The sequence below is a fragment of the Bacillus sp. FSL E2-8900 genome (genome assembly GCF_037966225.1).
Taxonomy (GTDB): domain Bacteria; phylum Bacillota; class Bacilli; order Bacillales; family Bacillaceae_G; genus Bacillus_A; species Bacillus_A cereus.
Window position 1 is genome coordinate 4,201,203 of the sequence record NZ_CP150193.1, and the last position, 21,072, is coordinate 4,222,274.

Below are 21,072 nucleotides of genomic sequence, written 5' to 3' on the forward strand. Positions count from 1 at the left end.
TTTAGAGGTGGTAAGTTTGTCTTTCCGTATTAGGAAGCTCACAGCCTAAGGCCTCCCTCTCTGAGAATCGTAAAAAACAACTCATGTCCTCATCATTACTTTTATAAAATATCTTGTCGAAACTTGTTGTTTTTTATTATATGGGCTATTTTTTAAAAAATCAATAGTTTTATTTTTTCTGACAAAAAAATATAGGGAGAAAATTTTTCCTCCCTATAACTGTCCTATTAATAATTCTAATTCTTCACCTGTAATGTCTCGCCACTTTCCTACTTGAAGATCATTTAGCTTTATATTCATAATGCGTTCTCGCTTTAGCTTTGTTACAGTAAACCCGAAAGCGCGGCTCATTCTACGAATCTGTCTGTTCATTCCTTGCGTTAAAACGATGCGAAATGTAGACTGATCAACCCTCGTCACTTTACATGGCTTCGTCATCCCATCTTTAATCTTTACACCGCTGGACATCTCATCAATAAACCAATCTGTAAAAGGTTTATCGACTGTGACAACATATTCTTTCTCGTGCTCATGATCTCCGTGTAAAATTTGATTCGCAATCCCGCCGTCATTCGTTAATAAAATAAGTCCTTCTGATGCTTTATCTAATCGTCCAACTGGAAAGATTCTCTCTGGATAATTGATATAGTCAATAATATTATCTTCAATATGATCAGCTGCTGTACAAGTAATGCCAACTGGCTTATGAAAGGCGATATACACCTTTTCTTTCTCTTCTTTTGCAATAACCTGTCCATCAATCGTTACTACATCACCATCGCTCACGAGTGCACCGTGCGTACATATTTCGCCGTTAATAGCCACGCGTCCAGCTTTAATAAGGCGGTCTGTTTCACGTCTTGAGCAGGATTTTGCTTCGCTTATGTATTGGTTGATTTTCATGTTTTGTTCCTTTTCACATATATTAAAAGCGTCAATCTATGGCCATATCATTCTGCCACGATTGACGCTTTTTCACTTCGCAAAAACAACTAAATAAATAACCCCAATCACCAAAAATATTCCACAACAAGCTAACAATACTTTTGCAAGTTTGTCCATAAACATATAATGGTTTCCCCTTTGTTTCGTTGTTTTCTATTTTAATTCGACAACTGTTACACCTAGGCCTCCCTCGCCCATGTCACCGTAACGGAAGGTTTTTACACCGCGATGCTTCTTCAAGTAATCTTGTACACCTTGGCGAAGTGCTCCTGTCCCTTTACCGTGAATGATTGATACGCGAGGATAGCTTGCAAGCTGGGCATCGTCTAAGTATTTCTCAACGCGCGCCATTGCATTTTCAAATCGTTCACCACGAAGGTCAAGTTCTAATGAAACATGATAGTCTCTACCTTTTACCGTTGCAACTGCTTTTTTCTCTGTTTGCTTCGGTGTGTTAATGTATTCCATATTAGATTCTTTCACTTTCATCTTCAGAATACCGATTTGTACGCTCCACTCTGTATCGCTTACTTTTTCAAGTAGTTGACCTTTTTGACCGAACGTTAATACTTTCACTTCATCACCTGCACGTAACTGTTGTTTCGGTGCAGTGTTTTTCACATTTACTTTTTGTTTCTTAACAAGCTCTGGCGCTGCGCCTTCTAGACGACTCTTCGCTTCAATTAGCTCGTGGTCTTTCACATTTGCAAGCTGTGCTTTACGCAATTGACGAAGTTCTTGAATAATGCCTTCTGCTTCTTTCTTTGCAGCTTCGACTTTTTCTTCCCCTTCTTTTTGCGCTTTTAATAATCGTTCGTCGCGATCTTCGTTAAATTCAATAATTTGACGTTGCAACTCACGATGAAGTTTCTCAGATTGTTTGCGAAGCGCTTCTGCTTCGTTCCAGTCACGCTCTGCGTTCTTCTGGCTTTCTTCTAACTTCGCAATCATATTTTCAATTTTATTCGTATCTGTACTAATGTGGTTACGTGCTTGGTCAATGACGCGATCAGATAATCCAAGACGTTTCGAAATTTCAAAGGCATTACTACGTCCTGGTACACCGATTAATAATTTATACGTTGGGCTTAACGTGTTCACATCAAACTCAACACTCGCATTAATAACTTGTTCACGGTTATATCCGTATGCTTTTAATTCTGGATAATGCGTCGTTGCAACAACGCGAGCACCGCGATTACATACTTCATCTAAAATTGAAATGGCAAGTGCAGCCCCTTCTTGCGGGTCTGTTCCAGCACCTAATTCATCGAATAAAACTAAACTTTCAAAATCAGCTTTTTCTAAAATATCAACGATGTTCACCATATGTGAGGAGAACGTACTTAAACTTTGTTCAATCGATTGCTCATCACCGATATCAGCAAAGATATTTTTGAATACACAAATCTCTGACTCATCCATTACTGGAATGTGAAGGCCAGATTGCGCCATTAACACACAAATACCAACTGTTTTCAGCGTAACTGTTTTACCACCTGTATTCGGTCCTGTAATAACAATTGTCGTGAAATCTTTCCCTAACATAATGTTATTTGGCACGATTATTTCTGGATCGATTAGCGGATGTCGAGCTTGTCTTAAATCCATATAACGCTCGTTATTTACGATTGGTTTCGTTGCTTTAATTCGCTTCGCATAAAAAGCTTTCGCAAAGATAAAATCAAGATTTGCAACTACTTCTACGTTTGATAAAACGATATCCGCTTCTACTGCCACTTCTTCTGTTAACATTAATAAGATGCGTTCGATTTCTTGTTTTTCTTTCACACGTGCTTCTTGCAGTGCATTATTTAATTCTACAATGACTTGTGGCTCAATAAATAACGTTTGTCCAGAAGCCGATTGATCGTGAACAATACCACCATATACGCCGCGGTATTCTTGTTTTACTGGGATTACGTAACGTTCGTTACGAATCGTTACAATCGAGTCAGACAGCATCTTTTGCGCGTTTGAAGAACGCGTCATATTTTCTAGCTTTTCACGAATACGGCTTTCCGCAGTACGAATTTGAGTACGAATACCACGCAGTTTATCACTTGCGCTATCGACTACTTCACCGCCGTCACCGATGCAATTTGTAATTTTCTTTTCTAAATCATATAAAGATACAATTTGAGCGACGTGAGTTTCTAAAATCGGAAGCTCGACACCGTTATCAGCCATATCTTCAATGAAACGTTTCATATTACGACTACCATACATCGTATTCGCAATATCAAGTAATTCATTTGGACTTAACATACTCCCAATTTTTGCACGCTTCACATTTGAGCGAATATCCGTAATACCACCTAATGGTGCACTACCTTTTAAACGAATAACTTTCGCTGCTTCATCCGTTGTATCTTGCATTTCTACAATTTCTTCAAAATCAGTGCTCGGCACTAAATGCTTCACTTTGTCACGACCAAGTGAAGATGCTGTATGTTCAAGTAATTGTTCTTTTACTTTATTGTATTCTAATACACGCAACGTTCTTTCTAACATGTTGCAGGTCCCCCTTGTATTACTTATTACGTTTAATATAGTCTAATAAACGTTCAATATCCCACGTGTTAATCACGTTATCTTTTTGAATCCAACCTTTACGTGCTGCTGCTACACCTGTTTCCATATCTTCTAACATTTCAAGCGTATGAGCATCCGTATTAATCGCTACTTTCACACCAGCATCTTGTGCTTGTTTTAATAATTTCGCGCTTAAATCTAGACGGTTCGGATTCGCATTTAATTCTAAAACTGTATTTGTCTCTTTTGCTAGTTCAATTAATAAATCTGTATCTACATCATAACCCTCACGACGCCCGAGAAGACGTCCTGTAGGATGGGCAATCATTGTGACATGTTTATTCTCAAGTGCAGTACGTAGACGCTTCATAATCGTTTCACGGTCTTGTGAGAAGCTAGAGTGAATCGCTCCAATGACATAATCTAATTCTGCTAATACTTCATCATCAAAATCAAGCGAGGCATCTGGTAAAATGTCCATTTCAATTCCGCGTAAAATTGTAATGTCTGGATACTTTTCATTCATACGTTCAATTTCTTTCGCTTGCTCACGAAGACGCTCTTTCGTTAAACCGTTCGCCACTTTCAAATATTGCGAGTGATCAGTAATCGCCATAAACTTATATCCACGAGCACGGCACGCTTGTACCATTTCTTCAATAGAAAAAGCACCGTCACTCCAAGTTGTATGCATATGTAAATCACCTTGTATATCGGAAAACTGAATTAAGTTCGGATACTCTTTAATTAATTCAATTTCTTTTCCATCTTCACGCACTTCTGGCGGAATAAATGGCAAACCGAAATGAGCAAAGAAGTCTTCTTCAGTCTCAAATGTTTTCACTTCACCTGTTTCCAAGTTCTCTACACCGTACTCACTAATTTTCTCGCCTTTATCTTTTGCGATTTGACGCATTTTTACATTATGGTCTTTTGATCCTGTGAAATGGTGAAGAGTTGTAATAAACTCTTCTGGTTTTACTAAACGGAAATCAATTGAAATATCATATTCATATTGAAGACGGACAGAAACTTTCGTATCTCCACTTGCTATTACTTCAATCATATTATCAAATTGTAGTAAATGCTCACGTACCGCTGCTGGTTCTGTCGTTGCAATGATAAAATCTAAATCTTTCACTGTTTCACGAACACGGCGCAAACTACCAGCGCGAGAGAAACGAATTACTTCAGCAATATTCGACAATTTCTCCTCTATTTCCCCGGCAATAGGCAATACCATCGCAATTGGTAAACGCTCTGGACGAGAGCCTACTTGATCGATTGCTTCTAATATTTTCTCTTCTGTCTTCTTACCGAAACCTGCTAAAGCTTGTACTTTATTTTCCTCACAAACAGCTTTTAGCGATTCCATATCAACAACACCAAGTTCTTTATATAACTTAGCTACCTTCTTACCACCAAGTCCTGGTAGTTTTAATAACGGCAATAAGCTACTTGGTACTTCTTTTTCAAGTTCTTGTAATACTTCAGATGTTCCCGATTCTATATATTCTTGAATAACGGCTGCTGTTCCTTTTCCGATGCCTGGAATCTTTGTGAAATCTTCAATTTCAGAAAGACTACGATCATCACTTTCTAACGCTGCTGCCGCTTTACGAAATGCAGATATTTTAAATGGATTCGCGCCCTTTAATTCCATAAAAAGCCCGATTGTCTCTAATAATTTGATCACTTGTTTTTTATTTACTTTCATCATTGTCCCGCCTTTCTTTCATAGAAAAAAACTTCTCTTTCCGAAAAAAGAGAAGTTATACTCTGCTACCTGTCTGCCATAGTTCCTTCACCTTTTCAGAGAGAATCGGTGTATCGTCTACAATTATTTTGCTAATTGATGATTGTTGTAATGGTGTTTGTAATTGTTCAATCGGAAGAATGTTCCCAATGATAATTAAGACAAACAAAATAATATATACTTCTAAAAATCCGAGGATTGCCCCCGCAAACGCATTTACTTGCTTTAAAACCGGTATTTCTGCAAACATATTTAACAAATTACCAAGTAATGAAAGTGCAATTTTAGTGATAATAAACAATATGATAAACGCAAGCGCTTGATAAAATACTGTCTCAATATTATTTGCATCAATCCATTCTGGAACAGATACGTTTTTATCAAATGGATACGGAATAAATTTCGCAAGTGCTGGCGCTAAATCTTTACAGTACCAGTATGCAACAAGGTATGCGATAATAAAGCTTGTTAACTTTACAAGTTGCAGAATAAACCCTCTGCGTAAGCCGAGGAAAAATCCCATAACAAGCAGTAAAATGATAATAATATCAATCATGTTATTCCATTCCTTTTTTTGTCATACTTTCTTTCAATTTCTCATGTTCTTCTTTTAATTTTATGTAATCGTGTATGACGTTTACCGCCGTCAATACCGCTAGTCTACTCGTGTCAAGCGAAGGATTCTTGGCATTGAGTTCGCGCATTTTATCATCCACAATCGCTGCTACCATGCGGATATGACTTGTACTTTCATCGCCAACAACTGAATATTGCTGACCATAGATTTCTACATTAATTCGACTTTTCTTTCCCTTTTGTTGTGACAACTCACCGGCCTCCAATCACGTACAGAATCCTAAAGTTTATCATACCATGAACCTTCATAATATGGAAACAGAAAGAACAATCCGATATGATAAAAATAACAATATAAAAAAAGGGGCGACCATTATGTCAAATTCTATCGTAATTCAAACAAATTCTACAGTAATTGAAGACATGAAACAACAATATAAACATTCGCTTAGCCCAAAAACTCCGCAAGGCGGGATCTTCATGGCAAAGGTACCATCTTGCACGATTACAGCGTATAAATCTGGAAAAGTAATGTTCCAAGGAGGCCGCGCTGAAGCAGAAGCTTCTCGTTGGCAAACTGTCTCTCAAACACCGAAAACAGCTGTAAAAAAATCTGTCGATTCCCATCGTTATGCGCCTCCTGCTTCCATCGGTACAATGTCTATTGTAGGGTCTGATGAAGTTGGTACGGGAGATTTCTTTGGACCGATGACAGTCGTTGCTGTATATGTGGATGCAAAGCAAATTCCACTACTAAAAGAACTTGGTGTAAAAGACTCTAAAAACTTAAATGACGATCAAATTACTGCCATTGCGAAACAACTTCTACACGTTGTTCCTTACAGCTCCCTTGTCCTTCATAATGAAAAGTATAACGAGCTATTTGATAAAGGAAACAACCAAGGTAAGTTAAAAGCTTTACTACACAATAAAGCTATTACAAACTTATTAGCTAAAATGGCACCTACAAAACCTGAAGGCGTCTTAATCGATCAATTCACACAACCTGATACATACTATAAATATTTAGCAAAACAAAAACAGGTACAGCGTGAAAATGTTTATTTCGCTACGAAAGGTGAAAGCGTCCATTTAGCAGTAGCCGCTGCTTCTATTTTAGCTCGTTACTCATTCGTAAAACAATTTGATGAACTAAGTAAAAAAGCTGGTATGCCACTTCCAAAAGGTGCTGGTAAACAAGTTGATATCGCCGCTGCTAAATTAATTCAAAAAGTAGGTAAAGAAAGATTACCTGAGTTTGTAAAACTGCATTTTGCTAATACAGAGAAGGCATTTCGCTTATTAAAATAGTATCGACAAAAACAGGAGCCTACAAACTCCTGTTTTTGTTTCATCCTACTATTGTCCTTATAGTTTTGTTATAATTATAATATACAGATTATTCTAACATAGGAGGAGATCTACATTGCTACTTCTACAAATGATTCTAAATATTTTACTAGGTAATCCACACGAAAGGCAGTTTGAAATTAGAGAAAACATTCAGCTGCTAAGTGAACAACGAGCGTTCAACGATTTAATAGAGCGCTATGGCCGATCTTTCTTATTAAACTTTCGGATCCGCAGGTTTATCGGGAAACACGATGCTCGCTCGTTAATACATAATCCAGCAAAACTACAACACTTCTGTGAGGAACTTGAATGTATGATTAGAAAAAGGCGGTCTTTCATATGAACGCTGTAAAAGTTAAAAAGGTACTTTATGCATTCGTACACATCGTAGGTCCTCTATCTTACCTCACTATTTCTACCATTTGGGGAGCTTTTTTCACTACTAAATCTACATTTGAAAATATATCTGATAATCTTGGCGTGATGGCCATCTATTACAGCCCTTTCCGAACGGGAAAGTCCATCGCCTTTAGGCATGGGATGAAAGTGAGGTTGGATACGGAGTACCACTAAAAATCGCTAAGTTTGTGGTATTTTAAGTATTCAAAATATTGGTATCTTTTGTGGTGTAGTTTAAAAGTAAAACTGATACAATGTGAATATGATAAATGATTATAGAAGAACCAAAACAACTGTGTCATTAATTAACTACCATTTTGTGTTTTGCCCGCGATACAGAAGAAAGATTTTTCTTAACACAAAAGTAGAAGAACGTTTCAAAGAGTTGGTTCAAGAAATATGCGGAGAAATGGATGTTGCTATTGTCGCAATGGAATGCGACAAAGACCACGTTCACTTGTTCTTAAATACACTACCAACACTTAGTCCTGCTGACACAATGGCGAAAATTAAAGGAGTGACATCGAAGCGTTTGAGAGGAGAGTTTCCTCATCTTCAACACTTGCCAAGTCTATGGACACGTTCCTATTTTGTTTCTACTGCTGGAAATGTATCGACTGAGACAATTAAACAGTATGTTGAAAATCAAAAGACGAGGGGGTGAAAATTGTGTCACAAACAATCACAGTCAAAGTTAAATTGCTTCCAACAAAAGAACAAATTCAGTTATTGGAACAAAGTAGCTATGAGTATATTAAAGTCATTAATACACTTGTATCTGAAATGGCTGAAGCGAAGAAGGGCACTAAGAAAAGTACAAAAGATGTTGAAGCGAATCTTCCAAGCGCAGTGAAGAACCAAGCAATTAAAGACGCTAAAAGTGTGTTTTCTACAAAGGTGAAAAAAAGTAAATACAAAGTTATTCCGATTCTAAAGAGACCTGTTTGTGTATGGAACAATCAAAACTATTCGTTTGACTTCACGCACATTTCAGTTCCACTCATGGTAAATGGAAAATCAACTCGCTTAAAGGTTCGTGCTTTATTAACTGATAAATATAATCGCAATTTTAATTTGTTAACACACAAGTTAGGTACACTTCGTATCACGAAGAAATCTAATAAGTGGATTGCTCAAATATCTGTCACAATTCCTACAAATGAAAAAACAGGAACGAAGATTTTAGGGGTAGATTTAGGTCTTAAAGTCCCTGCGGTAGCCATCACAGACGATGAGAAAGTTCGTTTCTTCGGCAATGGTAGACAAAACAAATATATGAAACGTAAGTTTCGTAGTGTTCGTAAGAAGTTAGGTGAAAATAAGAAATTAAATGCCATTCGACAACTTGATGATAAAGAACAAAGATGGATGCAAGACCAAGACCACAAAGTAAGTCGTGAAATCATTGACTTTGCAACCGATAATAACATTTCTGTTATTCGTTTAGAACAACTAACGAATATTAGACAGACGGCAAGAACAAGCCGTAAAAACGAGAAAAATCTACACACTTGGTCATTCTATCGTTTAGCACAATTCATTGAATACAAAGCGAATTTAGTTGGTATTAAGGTAGAATATGTGAACCCTGCTTATACAAGTCAAACATGTCCGAAATGTTCTGAAAAGAACAAAGCACCAGACAGAAAATACAAGTGCCGATGTGGATTTGAGAAACATCGTGATATTGTTGGGGCGATGAATATTCGCTACGCAACTGTGATTGATGGTAACAGTCAATCAGCCTAAGATGCTATACGCACTGTCTTAGGAGGGGCAATGAGATGCCCTCATCTTGAAGTCTGTTCAAAACAGAAATGGACTGCGAACGTTTAGTCATTCAAGAATCCCACCCGTCAATCCGTAAGGATTAGGGCTTGCGACTTTAGTCGTGGGAGTCTCAATGTGGTTTTTCTATTTCGATCGATTAGACAAGGATGTAGATAACATTACAAAAGAGATTCATGATAAAAAGATGTAACACATAAAAAGGAGAGTCGCCAAGACTCTCCTTTTTATGTTAGCTTTGTTTCTGCTTCTTATTAGATGAAGATACTTTATGAGAACCTGTTTCATGTGTTGTCGTTCCTTGTCCTTCTACTTCTGGAGAACCTAGGCCCGATCTCGAATGATCTTTTTTCACTTTTTTACTCATTTATATTCACCCCTTCGCGTTACTTTTTGCTACAGGAGAATAAACTATACAAAATAAAAAGCGAGAGGAAATCCTCTCGCTTTTTTCATATTTTAGAACTCAGAAGAACCTGGAGTTCTTGGGAATGGAATTACGTCACGGATGTTAGCCATGCCAGTGATGTACATTAGGAAGCGCTCGAAACCTAGACCGAATCCAGCGTGTTTTGTACCGCCGTATTTTCTAAGTTCTAAGTACCACCAGTAGTCCTCTTCGTTCATACCTAATTCTTTAATTCTGTCTACTAAAACGTCCATTCTTTCTTCACGTTGACTTCCGCCGATTAATTCGCCGATGCCAGGAACTAGAAGGTCAGTAGCAGCTACTGTTTTACCGTCTTCATTCAAACGCATATAGAATGCTTTAATGTCTTTCGGATAGTCAGTTACGAATACAGGGCGTTTGAAGATTTCTTCTGATAAGTATCTTTCGTGCTCTGTTTGTAAGTCAATTCCCCATTCTACTGGGTATTTGAAGTCAGCACCTGATTCTTGAAGTACTTTAATTGCTTCTGTATAAGTGATGCGACCGAAGTCTGAGTTAATTACGTTGTTCATGCGCTCAAGAACTGTTTTATCAACGAAGCTGTTGAAGAATTCCATTTCTTCTGGTGCATGCTCTAATACGTATTTCATTGCATATTTCAGCATATCTTCTGTAAGGTTCATTACATCCCCTAGTTCCGCGAATGCAATCTCAGGCTCAACCATCCAGAACTCAGCAGCGTGGCGAGTTGTGTTTGAGTTTTCTGCACGGAATGTAGGTCCGAATGTGTATACATCACGGAATGCTAATGCATAAGCTTCAGCGTTCAGCTGTCCACTTACTGTTAAGTTTGTTTCTTTACCGAAGAAGTCTTTTGACTCATCAACTTTTCCGTCTTCACCTTTTGGTAGGTTATTTAAATCTTGCGTTGTTACGCGGAACATTTCGCCAGCACCTTCTGTATCACTACCAGTGATGATAGGTGTATGAACATGTACGAATCCACGCTCTTGGAAGAATTGGTGAATCGCAAATGCTGCGATAGAACGTACGCGGAACGTTGCAGAGAATGCATTTGTTCTTGGACGTAAGTGAGCGATTGTACGTAAGTATTCAAACGTATGACGCTTCTTTTGAAGTGGGTAATCAGAATCTGATAAGCCCTCGATATCAATTTTTTCTGCTTTAATTTCAAATGGTTGCTTCGCTCCAGGCGTTGCAATTACTTTACCTTCTACTTTAACTGAAGAGCTAAGTGGAAGTTTTGCAATTTCTTTGAAGTTCTCTAATTCTGTATCGAAAACGATTTGAACGCTTTTGAAGAAGCTACCGTCGTTTAATTCGATGAAACCAAATGCTTTTGAATCACGTAAGTTACGAATCCACCCTGATACTTGTACTGTTTGATCTGCATACTTTTCTGTATCTCTATACAGACTTTTTACTAATGTGTTTTCCATAGTGAAATTCTCCTTTGCTCATATATTTAAATACAAAAAAACCTTTCATCCATAAAGGGACGAAAGGTTAAACTTCGCGGTACCACCCAATTTGTCATAAAGACCAACTTTAACTCGTATGTAATACATACTTCCCGGTTTGTAACAGGCCGGATTCCCGTCTAAGTCTACTCTTGAATACAAGATTCAATTTCGGTTAGCAACTCCAAGGTGTTCTTCACATATACCGCCTCATCAGGCTCTCACCGTCCCTGACTCGCTTTGGATTATAGTATATACTACTTTTCCTTATCATCGTCTTTCATTTTGTTAAACTAAAATTAATGTACTACATTCGAGAGAAAGATGCAAGGTGTCGGAAAATATATGAGCGATTTTTGTAATATATCGACTTACCGACAGTGTCCGACAACTAACCCAATAAAAAAATTGCCGGAATATATCCGGCAATTTTCTAATTACTTACGTAACTCCGCACCGAATTTCTCTTCTACCGTTGTTAGTACACGGTTATGTGCTTCTGTTACTTCTTCGTCTGTTAATGTACGTTCTGCATCGAAGTAAGTCATAGAGAATGCAAGTGATTTCTTGCCTTCTTCCATTTTTTCACCTTCGTATAAGTCGAATAGTGTTACGTCTTTCAGAAGTTCTCCGCCAGCTTCAGCAATGACTTGCTTCATTTCGCCAGCTTTTGTTTCTTTCGTTACGACAACAGCCATATCACGTGTCATAGATGGGAAACGTGGAATTGCTGAGTAGTAAGTTTCTTCTGCGTCTGCACCGAATACTTTTACAAGAGATAGTTCAAATACGAATGTATTTTTCACATCTAATTGTTTTTCTGCTTCTGGGTGCAATTGACCGATGAAACCAATTACTTCGCCATCTAATACGATGTCAGCCGTACGACCTGGGTGCATACCTTCACGTTTTGCTGGTGCATATGTGATTTGGTTTGAAACACCAAGTACGTCGAATAGTCCTTCTAGTACACCTTTCATAACGAAGAAGTCTACTACTTTTTTCTCACCTTGCCATGCATGGTGAAGAGCAAGACCTGTCATAACACCTGCAAGATGTTGTTCTTCTTTCGGAAGTTCTCCTTCTTCTGTCGGTAAGAAGATAGAACCTACTTCGTATAAAGCAACGCTGTCGTTTTTACGAGCGACATTGTATGAAACTGCTTCTAGTAATTGCGGTACTAAGCTTAAACGAAGTTGGCTACGTTCTTCACTCATTGGAAGTGCAAGACCTACAGGCGCCTTTTCGTTTGGCTCAACCATATATTGTTTCGCTTTGTCAGCGCTTGTTAATGAATACGTGATTGCTTCATATAAACCAGCACCCTCTAAGAAGCGGCGTACTTTACGACGTTTCGTTTGTGCTGATGTTAATTTACCACGAGTCATCGTTCCAGAAGGTAATGTAACTGGAATGTGGTCATAACCGTATAGACGGCCCACTTCTTCTACTAAGTCTTCTGAAATTGTAATATCAGGACGACGTGCTGGTACATTTACATGGAATGTTCCTTCTACTTCTGTGAATGGGAATTTCAAGTTTGTGAACATTGTACCCATTTCACTCGCAGAAATATTTGTACCTAATACACGGTTTACTTTTTCAGCAGTAACAGATACTGTACGCTCTTGTACTTGTAAGTTGTCAGCTTCTACTACACCTTCAAGTGCTTCACCGCCAGCATATTTCGCCATTAAAGCAGCTGCGTGTTGAATTGCTTCAAATGTACGTGTTGGGTCGATTCCTTTTTCAAAACGTGCACTTGATTCACTACGAAGACCTAATTCTTTTGATGTACGACGTACTGTTTGACCTGCAAAGTATGCAGACTCAATTAGAACGTTTACTGTCTCATTTGTAACTTCAGAATCCGCCCCGCCCATTACACCAGCAACAGCTAAAGCTTTCGTGCCGTTTGTAATTACAAGGTGGTGGCTTTGTAATGTACGCTCTTGATCATCTAACGTTTCAATTTTTTCGCCTTCTTTTGCAAGACGAACAACGATTTCTTTTGAACCTAATTTATCGTAATCGAATGCATGTAACGGTTGACCGTATTCCATTAAAATGTAGTTTGTAATATCAACTACGTTGCTAATTGGACGAATGCCAGCTGCCATAAGACGAGTTTGCATCCACATTGGTGATGGACCAATCTTTACGTTTTTAACCATTTTTGCAATGTATAATGGGTTTTCTTCTTTCGCTTCTACACTTACAGAAATATAATCAGAAGTTTTTTCTGTTGTTTCTTGTAAGTCGATAGCTGGAAGTTTTACTTCGCGGCCATAAATAGCAGCTACTTCATATGCAACACCTAACATGTTTAAGCAATCTGCACGGTTTGGTGTTAAGCCAAGCTCAAGTACTTCATCGTGTAAGTTTAAAATTTCAAGTGCATCTGCACCAACTTCAGCGTCACTTGGGAAGATAAAGATACCATCTGCGTATTCTTTTGAAACTAACTTTCCATCAATACCAAGCTCTTGAAGAGCACAAACCATACCGTGAGAAGCTTCACCGCGTAGTTTTGCTTTTTTGATTTTGAAGTTACCAGGAAGTACAGCTCCAACTTTTGCAACTGGTACTTTTAAACCTTTTGCAATGTTAGCAGCTCCACAAATAATTTGAACTGGCTCTTCTTCACCGATATCGATTAAGCATTTGCTTAATTTATCAGCTTCTGGGTGTTTTTCACATTCTAATACGTGACCAACTACAACACCTTTTACACCTTTATTTAATACTTCAACGCCTTCTACTTCAATACCACTTTTCGTGATTTTGTCTGCTAGTTCTTGTGCTGTTACATCTTTAATATCTACATACTCTTGTAACCAACGATATGATACGAACATACTTATCCTCTCCTTCCCTTACGCTCGTTTGAATTGTTGTAAGAAACGTACATCATTTGTATAGAAATGACGAATGTCATCTACTCCGTATTTCAACATTGCGATACGCTCTGCGCCCATACCGAATGCGAAACCTTGATATTCTTTTGAATCATAACCAGCCATTTCAAGTACGTTCGGGTGAACCATACCTGCGCCTAGAATTTCAATCCAGCCAGTTCCTTTACAAGTGCCGCAACCTTTGCCATGACACATCATACAAGAAATATCCATCTCTACAGATGGCTCTGTGAATGGGAAGAAACTTGGACGAAGACGGATTTCACGATCTTCACCGAACATCTTTTTCACGAATACTTGCAGTGTACCTTTTAAGTCACTCATACGAATGTTTTTATCAATTACAAGACCTTCAATTTGCATGAACTGATGTGAATGCGTCGCATCGTCGTCATCACGGCGATACACTTTACCAGGACAAATAATTTTGATTGGGCCTTTTTCTTTATTATTTTCCATCGTACGTGCTTGCACAGAAGATGTATGTGTACGTAGTAACGTTTCTTCTGTAATGTAGAATGTATCTTGCATATCACGCGCTGGGTGATCTTTCGGTAAGTTTAGTGCTTCGAAGTTGTAGTAGTCTTTTTCTACTTCTGTTCCTTCAGCTACTTCATAACCCATACCGATGAATACATCTTCAATTTGTTCAACAACAGCTGTTAATGGATGGTGGCAACCTGTTTCAACAGGACGACCTGGCAATGTAACATCAATTGTTTCAGTAGCTAGTTTCGCTTCGATTACTGCTTTTTCTAAGTTACTAATTTTGTCTTCTAGACGCGTTTGAATCGCTTCACGTACTTCATTTACTAATGCTCCCATACGTGGACGCTCTTCTGCTGATAATTTTCCCATGCCGCGTAATACTTCTGTAATTGGGCCTTTTTTTCCTAAATACGCTACGCGTACGTCGTTTAAGCCCTTTAGCTCTTTCGCTTCTTCAATAAGCTCTAACGCTTTTTGCTTTAGCTCTTTTAAACGTGCTTCCATTTTGGAACCCTCCTAATTTTAAAAATAAAAAAACCTCGCTCCCAAAAAGGGACGAGGTAAATTCGCGGTACCACCCTAAATTGACAGAACAAGTCTGCCCACTCATTAGTTATAACGATCAATTCTGACCGGAACGCCTTTACATATACATGGTCCTGGCGTCAACTCCAGAGGTGAATTCACTTCCGTCTACCATAAGAATGCTTTCAGTCTACGGCACTCTCTCCCTATATGGCGATTTTGTAAGTTACTCTTCTCTATCAACGTTTTTCGTTATTTAACTTTTAATATAATGTACTTCAACTTATTATAAGAAGTTTTTTATTTGTTCGCAACCGGGCTTTGCAAATAATACGTTAAAATCCCTGCTGCAACCGCAACATTTAATGATTCTGCCCCGCCGTAAATCGGAATATACAAGTTTTGATCCGTTTTTGCAAGAATTTCTTGGCGTACGCCATTTCCTTCATTTCCTACAATTAATGCAAAACTGCCAGCCGGCGTTACTTCACCATACGGAACTCCATTTTCAAGAGCTGTTCCATATACAGGAACGTCATTTTCTTTTAACTTGTCTACCCATTCTTCTAAGTTCCCTTTTACAATTGGTAAGTGGAAAATAGAGCCTTGTGTAGAGCGGAGTACTTTACTATTGTAAACATCAACACAACCTTCTCCAAGCACAACGGCGTGAATACCAGCTGCATCAGCTGTACGAATAATTGTTCCTAAATTACCTGGGTCTTGCAGGCCATCTAATAAAAGGAATTTCCCATCAGTAAGAGCTACTTCTTTCTCACGCTTCTCACAAACAGCAAATACACCTTGCGTCGTTTCTGTTTCACGAAGTATTTTTACAATCGCCTCAGGTACGATATACATTTCCACATCATTAACTGTCCAATCTTTCGGAAGGTCTGTCTGATCTGAAACGATAAGTTCTGTTACAATCCCTGTCTTCAAAGCTTCCTCGACTAAGTGGAATCCTTCTACAAAAAATAAACCTTTTTTATCGCGTTCTTTTTTCGTTTGCAGCTTTTTCCACTGCTTTACACGCGGATTTTGTACTGAATCAATGTTTTTCATAATATGTATTTCCCTCTCTTCTTGTCTTATCATTATAGCCTATTTTTCATACATATTTACATAAAAAAGAACAAAAACTAACGTCAGTTTCAATTCTGAAGAAGAGGTGAAAGCAATGAGTTTTAATTTACGCGGTGCCGTATTAGCGAATGTATCTGGAAATTCACAAGATCAATTACAAGAAACAATCGTCGATGCAATTCAAAGCGGTGAAGAAAAAATGCTTCCAGGTCTTGGCGTTTTATTTGAAGTCATTTGGAAAAACGCTGATGAAAATGAAAAGCACGAAATGTTAGAAACACTAGAGCAAGGATTAAAAAAATAAGCAATTTGAAAATCACCTTTGCATAAGCTAAGGTGATTTTTTTGCAGAAATTTTTTTCTTCTCCTAAACATTTCTACTTTACTAACGAACTATGATGGAGTACAATGTTCAAAATACATTTAAACCGATCGATTTTTCTTCATATACACCATAAGATAAAAGGAGTGAATGTTTTATGCACCGTATTACGCTTGAACAAATTTTTAAACACCACATTACACAAAAATACGTAAACCGTTCTGGAATGGTCCACGCGATCGCTGTCGCTTACCATGCGTTTCACCTAGCCAAAAAGCATCACGCCTCAGTCGATGCTGCCACAAAAGCTGGCTTCCTTCATGATATCGGACATCATACGTGGTACACAGGCGGCGAATGGGATTATGACTTATATAAAAAGAATGATATCCATGCAATTAAAGGCGCTGAAAGAGCACATAAATTACTTATTAGATTGGGAGAACATCCAAAACTAGCAAAAGAAATTTCTATTGCAATTCTTCTTCATACAGATTCTTTCTTAGTGGAACAAGAAATTGAAAGAACATCTCTTCAAAATATTATTAAATGGGCAGACGAAGCAGATGAAGAACCGGGCGGAGCGCATCATTATCGAACAATTTCTTATGAAAAAGCACTTAAAGCAATTCAGCAATTAGATCGATTGGTAGAGCGTGAATTGCAAATAGAGCAAGCAAAATTGAATAACAAGACAGAACATAGTTATCAATGAGAAAGAGGCATCACTACAGGGTGATACCTCTTTTATTATTTTATGGAAAATACACCTTTATATGTAATATTTAAATATTACGCCTGAAAACAAAATCCATTATTCCAGCTATGTTATTTCATATTATGAATAATATGTTAGCATTCTTAGGATAAAGAGAGGTATCATGATGATACCTCTCTTTACTCTTTTTATAACAACTTCTTTATACTAATTTTAATTTCTTTAATTGTCTTATTAGCGAGGATAAGTGGATTACAAGCACAATGTAAAAGTATACACAACATAGGGGACTACTGGGAGGTATTTTCTGGGTTCTCATGTCTGCAGGTGATTCATTCTATATCTAATTGAATCCTTGTATAAGAAAACAAAAAAGCAGGGAAATTAATTCCCTGCTTTTCTATTTGGTTTATTGCCTGATTGTAAGAAGAACGATAACACCCAAGCGATACCTGCTAGTATCGTTGCGATTAAGAAGGCATCGTTAATACCGTTAATTGCAGATAGCTTTGAAATTTGTCCATATAATAGTTGTGTGCTCATCCCGTCTCCTGCTTGAGCTGATCCAGCTAAGGCCGCTAAGCTTTGCCCCATACCGTGTACTTTATCAACTAAAATTGGGTTTGATGTTGTTAACATGTTGCCGTAATCTGCTACGTGAGCAGTCGTTTGTTGCGTCATAAGTGTAATTAAAATCGCTGTTCCGATTGAACCCGCTACTTGTCTTGACGTATTTTGCGTTGCTGTACCGTGAGAAATTAATTTCATCGGCAGCGCGTTCATACCAGCTGTCATAATTGGCATCATAATGAATGACATACCAATTGAACGTATAATATAATCCGTCATAATAACGCTATACGGTGTATCCATCGATAATTTTGTAAATTCATATGTCGCATACGTCGTAATTGCCAATCCAATTATCGCTAATGGACGAATACCATATTTATCGAACAATTTACCCGCTACTGGTCCCATGATCCCCATAATTAATGATCCTGGAAGAAGTAGTAAACCAGATTCAATTGGCGTAAAGCCACGAATGTTTTGCAGATATACTGGAAGCAATAACATACCTCCGAATAATGCCATCGTAACGATTGCGTTAATTACTAAAGTAAAAGTAAATACTGGATATTTAAATACTTGTAAATCAAGCATTTTATTGTCCGTTGTTAACTCTCTCCAAATAAATAACGCTAAACCAATTACACCGATAATAAGTGAAATAACAACTTCTGCACTAGTCCAACTATTATTTCCAGCTTCACTAAATCCGTACAATAAGCTTCCTAGTCCAATACTTGAACTAACCACACCGAATATATCTAATTTCGTTTTAGACACTGGCTGAGCTAGTGTAAAGAATTTTAAAGATAGGAACGTAATAATTAAACCGATAATAAACATCGCATAGAACATTAAGTTCCAGCTATAGTTTTCAATCACCCAACCTGTTACAGTTGGTCCGATAGCTGGTGCTAAAATCATTGCTACACCTAGTAATCCCATCGCCGCTCCGCGTTTATGAGGCGGGAATAACGTCATGAAGATATTCATACCAACCGGCATTAAAATACCCGCACCAACAGCTTGAATTACGCGACCTGTCATCATCATTGTAAAGTTTCCTGAAGTAGCACAAATGATAGATCCTACCGTGAAGAATAACATTGCTGCTACGAATAATTTACGATACGTAAATCGTGAAACTAAAAAGGCACTAATCGGTACTAAAATACCATTTACAAGCATGAAGCCTGTAATTAACCATTGTGCTGTTGAAGTTGATACATTAAATTCATTCATTAACGGAGGTAATGCAACATTAATGATTGTTTGGTTTAAAATAGAAACGAACATGCCTAGAATTAATACAGCTACAACTGCTTTTACGTTCACATTCTCTACAGGCATAGACATTTGTTTTTTCGGCACTTCTTTTTCTTGTTTTACTTCTTCTTGCTTTCCTGTTTCTAACTCAACTACATTAGAAATTTCCGATTCTTGCTTTCGTTCAATTTCTTTCTCTTCTGTTTCAACTTTACTTACTTCTATTTTACTTACGGCTGGGACTTGTTCTTCTCCCATTTTCGTTTTTTTCTTTCGTAAAAGACGATTTACAAGGAAGAAGACGATTATACAAAATAGTGCATATCCTGCAATTACAATTGAGGACATCTCATCTCCCCCTTACTTATGAATACGAACTGTCACATTCATGCCAGGAACAATATTTACTGATTTGCTATGATCTAAAGAAATTTTAACTGGTACTACTTGTGTTACTTTCGTATAGTTCGCTGTTGCGTTGCTTGATGGCAACATAGAGAATGTATTCGCTGTTGTTAAGCCAACTTGTTCTACTTTTCCTGTTAACGTTGTATCTGGGTATGCATCTACATACACATCTACATCTTGACCTTTTTGAACATCATCAACATCTGTTTCTTCAATGTTTGCTGTTACCCATAAATTGTTCATATCAAATGCATAAGCAATCGGGCTACCTGCTCCAACGAAAGCATTTGTTGTCGCGTTTGATTGTACAACTGTTGCATTTTGTGGAATTGTTACATCTACTGTTTGTTCTCCATTAGCTGCCGCTACAGTAACAGTACCTAATTTATCGTTCTCATTATAATTTTTTCCTACTTCAGCTTTCCAGTCAGTTAGTTTACCTGCTACTGGTGAAGCAACCGGAATTACCTTTCCATCAATCTTTGCATTATCTGTTTTTAAGTAATTTTCCGTTTGATTGTAATAGTAATAACCGCCAATACCGCCGCCAACTAGTACAATTAATGTGATAATGTTGATAATTACCATTCTTCGAAACTGATTCATTGCATTCCTCTCCTTATATCGCATATAATTTTTTTCTAAACTATTTATGTCCTTATTGTTTAGATTGTTTAATTGTTAATTATATTAACCTTTTAACAAAAAAATCACACCATCTGCAGCGTAAATCGAAACTTATCTACCTGCGAGCGGTGCTGATTTCTGAAGGACTATCGTTTATAATTATAAATAATTATTTTGAATCTACAACCGACAATTTACGTATGAAATGTTGCTTAAACAACAATATAATACCAATATGTTGTTTAAGTATAGAAAATTAAACGAGGAGAAGGAAAATGTCTATTAAAAATACAAATGATCCACGTGTAAAGCGAACGAGACAACTCATTCAGGATGCTTTTGTCGCTTTAGTAGGCGAAAAAGGCTTTGAAAATGTAACTGTTCAACATATCGCAGAACGCGCTCCTGTAAATCGCGCTACATTTTATAGCCATTACCATGATAAATATGACCTATTAGACAAAAGCATTGAAGAAATGTTAGAGAAGCTAGCAGAAGTAATTAAACCGAAAAATAGAAATAAAGAAGATTTTCAACTTACATTTGATTCACCTCATCCTACATTTTTGGCTTTATTCGAACATATCGCAGAAAATGTAAACTTTTATAACGTTATGCTTGGGGATAAAGCTGCCGGAAACTACTCTTATAAAATGATGAAAACAATACAAGTGCATTTAACATTAAGCTTGTCTATTTCACAACCAGATGATGAAGATCTTATGGTTCCTCGTGATATTTTGATTAGTTATGTGACAGGGGCTCACATCGGAATGATTATGTCATGGTTAAAAAAAGGAATGATATATACCCCACATTTTATGGCGATGCAATTAACTCGTTTAATTATTTTAGGTGCTCATACTGCAGCGGGATTAGAACGGCCTTTTTAAAACATAAAAAAGCGAAGGAGAAGCTC

Annotated in this window: 19 protein-coding genes, 2 pseudogenes and 3 other annotated features (1 of these 24 cut by a window edge); of the genes and pseudogenes, 9 read left to right on the forward strand and 12 right to left on the reverse strand. The window is 37.5% G+C overall.

The window, feature by feature from the left end; translation table 11 throughout:
- Nucleotides 1-105: a binding site (T-box leader), on the reverse strand; it reaches 147 nt to the left of the window's first position.
- 108 nt (nt 106-213) lie between these two features.
- The 5 genes from NST90_RS21500 to zapA all read right to left on the reverse strand — a co-directional run bounded on the left by NST90_RS21500 (nt 214) and on the right by zapA (nt 6,063).
- Nucleotides 214-903: a 23S rRNA pseudouridine(2604) synthase RluF gene (locus NST90_RS21500; protein ID WP_046393017.1), complete on the reverse strand. Its 690-nt coding sequence runs from the start codon at nt 901-903 to the stop codon at nt 214-216.
- A 195-nt stretch (nt 904-1,098) separates the two neighbouring features.
- Nucleotides 1,099-3,459: an endonuclease MutS2 gene (locus tag NST90_RS21505; RefSeq protein WP_000893713.1), complete on the reverse strand. Its 2,361-nt coding sequence runs from the start codon at nt 3,457-3,459 to the stop codon at nt 1,099-1,101.
- Between the two features lie 19 nt (nt 3,460-3,478).
- A complete protein-coding gene (gene polX / locus NST90_RS21510; protein WP_000867532.1) occupies nt 3,479-5,197 on the reverse strand; it encodes a DNA polymerase/3'-5' exonuclease PolX in 1,719 nt (572 codons plus the stop codon).
- Nucleotides 5,198-5,252: 55 nt separating this feature from the next.
- Nucleotides 5,253-5,792: a CvpA family protein gene (locus NST90_RS21515; RefSeq protein ID WP_000565408.1), complete on the reverse strand. Its 540-nt coding sequence runs from the start codon at nt 5,790-5,792 to the stop codon at nt 5,253-5,255.
- Nucleotide 5,793: 1 nt separating this feature from the next.
- Nucleotides 5,794-6,063: a cell division protein ZapA gene (zapA, locus tag NST90_RS21520; protein WP_000082701.1), complete on the reverse strand. Its 270-nt coding sequence runs from the start codon at nt 6,061-6,063 to the stop codon at nt 5,794-5,796.
- A 124-nt stretch (nt 6,064-6,187) separates the two neighbouring features.
- On the opposite strand from zapA, the gene rnhC reads away from it, so the two are divergent.
- From rnhC to NST90_RS21540, 4 genes are all read left to right on the forward strand, one after another.
- A complete protein-coding gene (gene rnhC / locus NST90_RS21525; protein WP_025709906.1) occupies nt 6,188-7,123 on the forward strand; it encodes a ribonuclease HIII in 936 nt (311 codons plus the stop codon).
- A 115-nt stretch (nt 7,124-7,238) separates the two neighbouring features.
- Nucleotides 7,239-7,508 (forward strand): hypothetical protein, encoded by a 270-nt coding sequence (locus NST90_RS21530; RefSeq protein ID WP_025709907.1) that lies wholly within the window; start codon nt 7,239-7,241, stop codon nt 7,506-7,508.
- A 318-nt stretch (nt 7,509-7,826) separates the two neighbouring features.
- Complete coding sequence (gene tnpA, locus NST90_RS21535; RefSeq protein ID WP_000606465.1) at nt 7,827-8,228, forward strand: IS200/IS605 family transposase; 402 nt, start codon at nt 7,827-7,829, stop codon at nt 8,226-8,228.
- A gap of 5 nt (nt 8,229-8,233) precedes the next feature.
- Nucleotides 8,234-9,313 carry an RNA-guided endonuclease TnpB family protein gene (locus NST90_RS21540; RefSeq protein ID WP_000084138.1) on the forward strand — a complete coding sequence of 360 codons (1,080 nt, stop codon included), beginning with the start codon at nt 8,234-8,236 and terminating at the stop codon, nt 9,311-9,313.
- A 271-nt stretch (nt 9,314-9,584) separates the two neighbouring features.
- On the opposite strand, the gene NST90_RS21545 is transcribed toward NST90_RS21540, so the two are convergent.
- The 5 genes from NST90_RS21545 to NST90_RS21565 form a co-directional block, all read right to left on the reverse strand.
- Nucleotides 9,585-9,719, reverse strand: a complete 135-nt coding sequence (locus NST90_RS21545) for a YuzL family protein (RefSeq protein WP_000039589.1) — start codon at nt 9,717-9,719, stop codon at nt 9,585-9,587.
- Nucleotides 9,720-9,811: 92 nt separating this feature from the next.
- Nucleotides 9,812-11,203, reverse strand: coding sequence for an asparagine--tRNA ligase (gene asnS / locus NST90_RS21550; protein WP_000432177.1), 1,392 nt, complete (start codon nt 11,201-11,203; stop codon nt 9,812-9,814).
- 52 nt (nt 11,204-11,255) lie between these two features.
- Nucleotides 11,256-11,507 (reverse strand) — a binding site (T-box leader).
- A 154-nt stretch (nt 11,508-11,661) separates the two neighbouring features.
- Nucleotides 11,662-14,082, reverse strand: a complete 2,421-nt coding sequence (gene pheT, locus NST90_RS21555; RefSeq protein WP_046393019.1) for a phenylalanine--tRNA ligase subunit beta — start codon at nt 14,080-14,082, stop codon at nt 11,662-11,664.
- 18 nt (nt 14,083-14,100) lie between these two features.
- Nucleotides 14,101-15,135 (reverse strand): phenylalanine--tRNA ligase subunit alpha, encoded by a 1,035-nt coding sequence (pheS, locus tag NST90_RS21560; protein ID WP_000388222.1) that lies wholly within the window; start codon nt 15,133-15,135, stop codon nt 14,101-14,103.
- A 44-nt stretch (nt 15,136-15,179) separates the two neighbouring features.
- Nucleotides 15,180-15,408: a binding site (T-box leader), on the reverse strand.
- Nucleotides 15,409-15,456: 48 nt separating this feature from the next.
- Entirely contained in the window at nt 15,457-16,254 is a 798-nt protein-coding gene (locus tag NST90_RS21565; RefSeq protein WP_012593342.1) for an RNA methyltransferase, read from the reverse strand.
- Nucleotides 16,255-16,336: 82 nt separating this feature from the next.
- On the opposite strand from NST90_RS21565, the gene sspI reads away from it, so the two are divergent.
- From sspI to NST90_RS21585, 4 genes and pseudogenes are all read left to right on the forward strand, one after another.
- Complete coding sequence (sspI, locus tag NST90_RS21570) at nt 16,337-16,546, forward strand: small acid-soluble spore protein SspI (RefSeq protein ID WP_000009509.1); 210 nt, start codon at nt 16,337-16,339, stop codon at nt 16,544-16,546.
- 175 nt (nt 16,547-16,721) lie between these two features.
- Nucleotides 16,722-17,279 carry an HD domain-containing protein gene (locus tag NST90_RS21575; protein ID WP_000554786.1) on the forward strand — a complete coding sequence of 186 codons (558 nt, stop codon included), beginning with the start codon at nt 16,722-16,724 and terminating at the stop codon, nt 17,277-17,279.
- Nucleotides 17,280-17,347: 68 nt separating this feature from the next.
- Nucleotides 17,348-17,434, forward strand: a pseudogene (locus tag NST90_RS21580) (CPBP family intramembrane glutamate endopeptidase); the annotation flags it as partial.
- Nucleotides 17,435-17,492: 58 nt separating this feature from the next.
- Nucleotides 17,493-17,629, forward strand: a pseudogene (locus tag NST90_RS21585) (DNA-binding protein); the annotation flags it as partial.
- Between the two features lie 37 nt (nt 17,630-17,666).
- Here NST90_RS21585 and NST90_RS21590 read toward each other — a convergent pair.
- Both NST90_RS21590 and NST90_RS21595 read right to left on the reverse strand, forming a co-directional pair.
- Nucleotides 17,667-19,466, reverse strand: a complete 1,800-nt coding sequence (locus NST90_RS21590; protein ID WP_000095298.1) for a DHA2 family efflux MFS transporter permease subunit — start codon at nt 19,464-19,466, stop codon at nt 17,667-17,669.
- Nucleotides 19,467-19,478: 12 nt separating this feature from the next.
- Nucleotides 19,479-20,132 (reverse strand): HlyD family efflux transporter periplasmic adaptor subunit, encoded by a 654-nt coding sequence (locus NST90_RS21595; protein ID WP_001071419.1) that lies wholly within the window; start codon nt 20,130-20,132, stop codon nt 19,479-19,481.
- 296 nt (nt 20,133-20,428) lie between these two features.
- Between NST90_RS21595 and NST90_RS21600 the strand changes: the two genes are divergently transcribed.
- On the forward strand, nt 20,429-21,046 hold the full coding sequence (locus NST90_RS21600) for a TetR/AcrR family transcriptional regulator C-terminal domain-containing protein (protein WP_000023660.1): 618 nt from the start codon (nt 20,429-20,431) through the stop codon (nt 21,044-21,046).
- The last annotated feature ends 26 nt before the right edge of the window (nt 21,047-21,072 follow it).

Bases quoted from the DNA above. Each gene is read 5' to 3' on its own strand.
- NST90_RS21515 (WP_000565408.1), bottom strand. From the start codon at position 5,792: ATGATTGATATTATTATCATTTTACTGCTTGTTATGGGATTTTTCCTC.
- sspI (WP_000009509.1), top strand. From the start codon at position 16,337: ATGAGTTTTAATTTACGCGGTGCCGTATTAGCGAATGTATCTGGAAAT.
- pheS (WP_000388222.1), bottom strand. From the start codon at position 15,135: ATGGAAGCACGTTTAAAAGAGCTAAAGCAAAAAGCGTTAGAGCTTATT.
- NST90_RS21500 (WP_046393017.1), bottom strand. From the start codon at position 903: ATGAAAATCAACCAATACATAAGCGAAGCAAAATCCTGCTCAAGACGT.
- polX (WP_000867532.1), bottom strand. From the start codon at position 5,197: ATGAAAGTAAATAAAAAACAAGTGATCAAATTATTAGAGACAATCGGG.
- NST90_RS21595 (WP_001071419.1), bottom strand. From the start codon at position 20,132: ATGAATCAGTTTCGAAGAATGGTAATTATCAACATTATCACATTAATT.
- NST90_RS21505 (WP_000893713.1), bottom strand. From the start codon at position 3,459: ATGTTAGAAAGAACGTTGCGTGTATTAGAATACAATAAAGTAAAAGAA.
- NST90_RS21600 (WP_000023660.1), top strand. From the start codon at position 20,429: ATGTCTATTAAAAATACAAATGATCCACGTGTAAAGCGAACGAGACAA.
- asnS (WP_000432177.1), bottom strand. From the start codon at position 11,203: ATGGAAAACACATTAGTAAAAAGTCTGTATAGAGATACAGAAAAGTAT.
- tnpA (WP_000606465.1), top strand. From the start codon at position 7,827: ATGATAAATGATTATAGAAGAACCAAAACAACTGTGTCATTAATTAAC.
- rnhC (WP_025709906.1), top strand. From the start codon at position 6,188: ATGTCAAATTCTATCGTAATTCAAACAAATTCTACAGTAATTGAAGAC.
- NST90_RS21545 (WP_000039589.1), bottom strand. From the start codon at position 9,719: ATGAGTAAAAAAGTGAAAAAAGATCATTCGAGATCGGGCCTAGGTTCT.
- NST90_RS21575 (WP_000554786.1), top strand. From the start codon at position 16,722: ATGCACCGTATTACGCTTGAACAAATTTTTAAACACCACATTACACAA.
- NST90_RS21590 (WP_000095298.1), bottom strand. From the start codon at position 19,466: ATGTCCTCAATTGTAATTGCAGGATATGCACTATTTTGTATAATCGTC.
- NST90_RS21565 (WP_012593342.1), bottom strand. From the start codon at position 16,254: ATGATAAGACAAGAAGAGAGGGAAATACATATTATGAAAAACATTGAT.
- pheT (WP_046393019.1), bottom strand. From the start codon at position 14,082: ATGTTCGTATCATATCGTTGGTTACAAGAGTATGTAGATATTAAAGAT.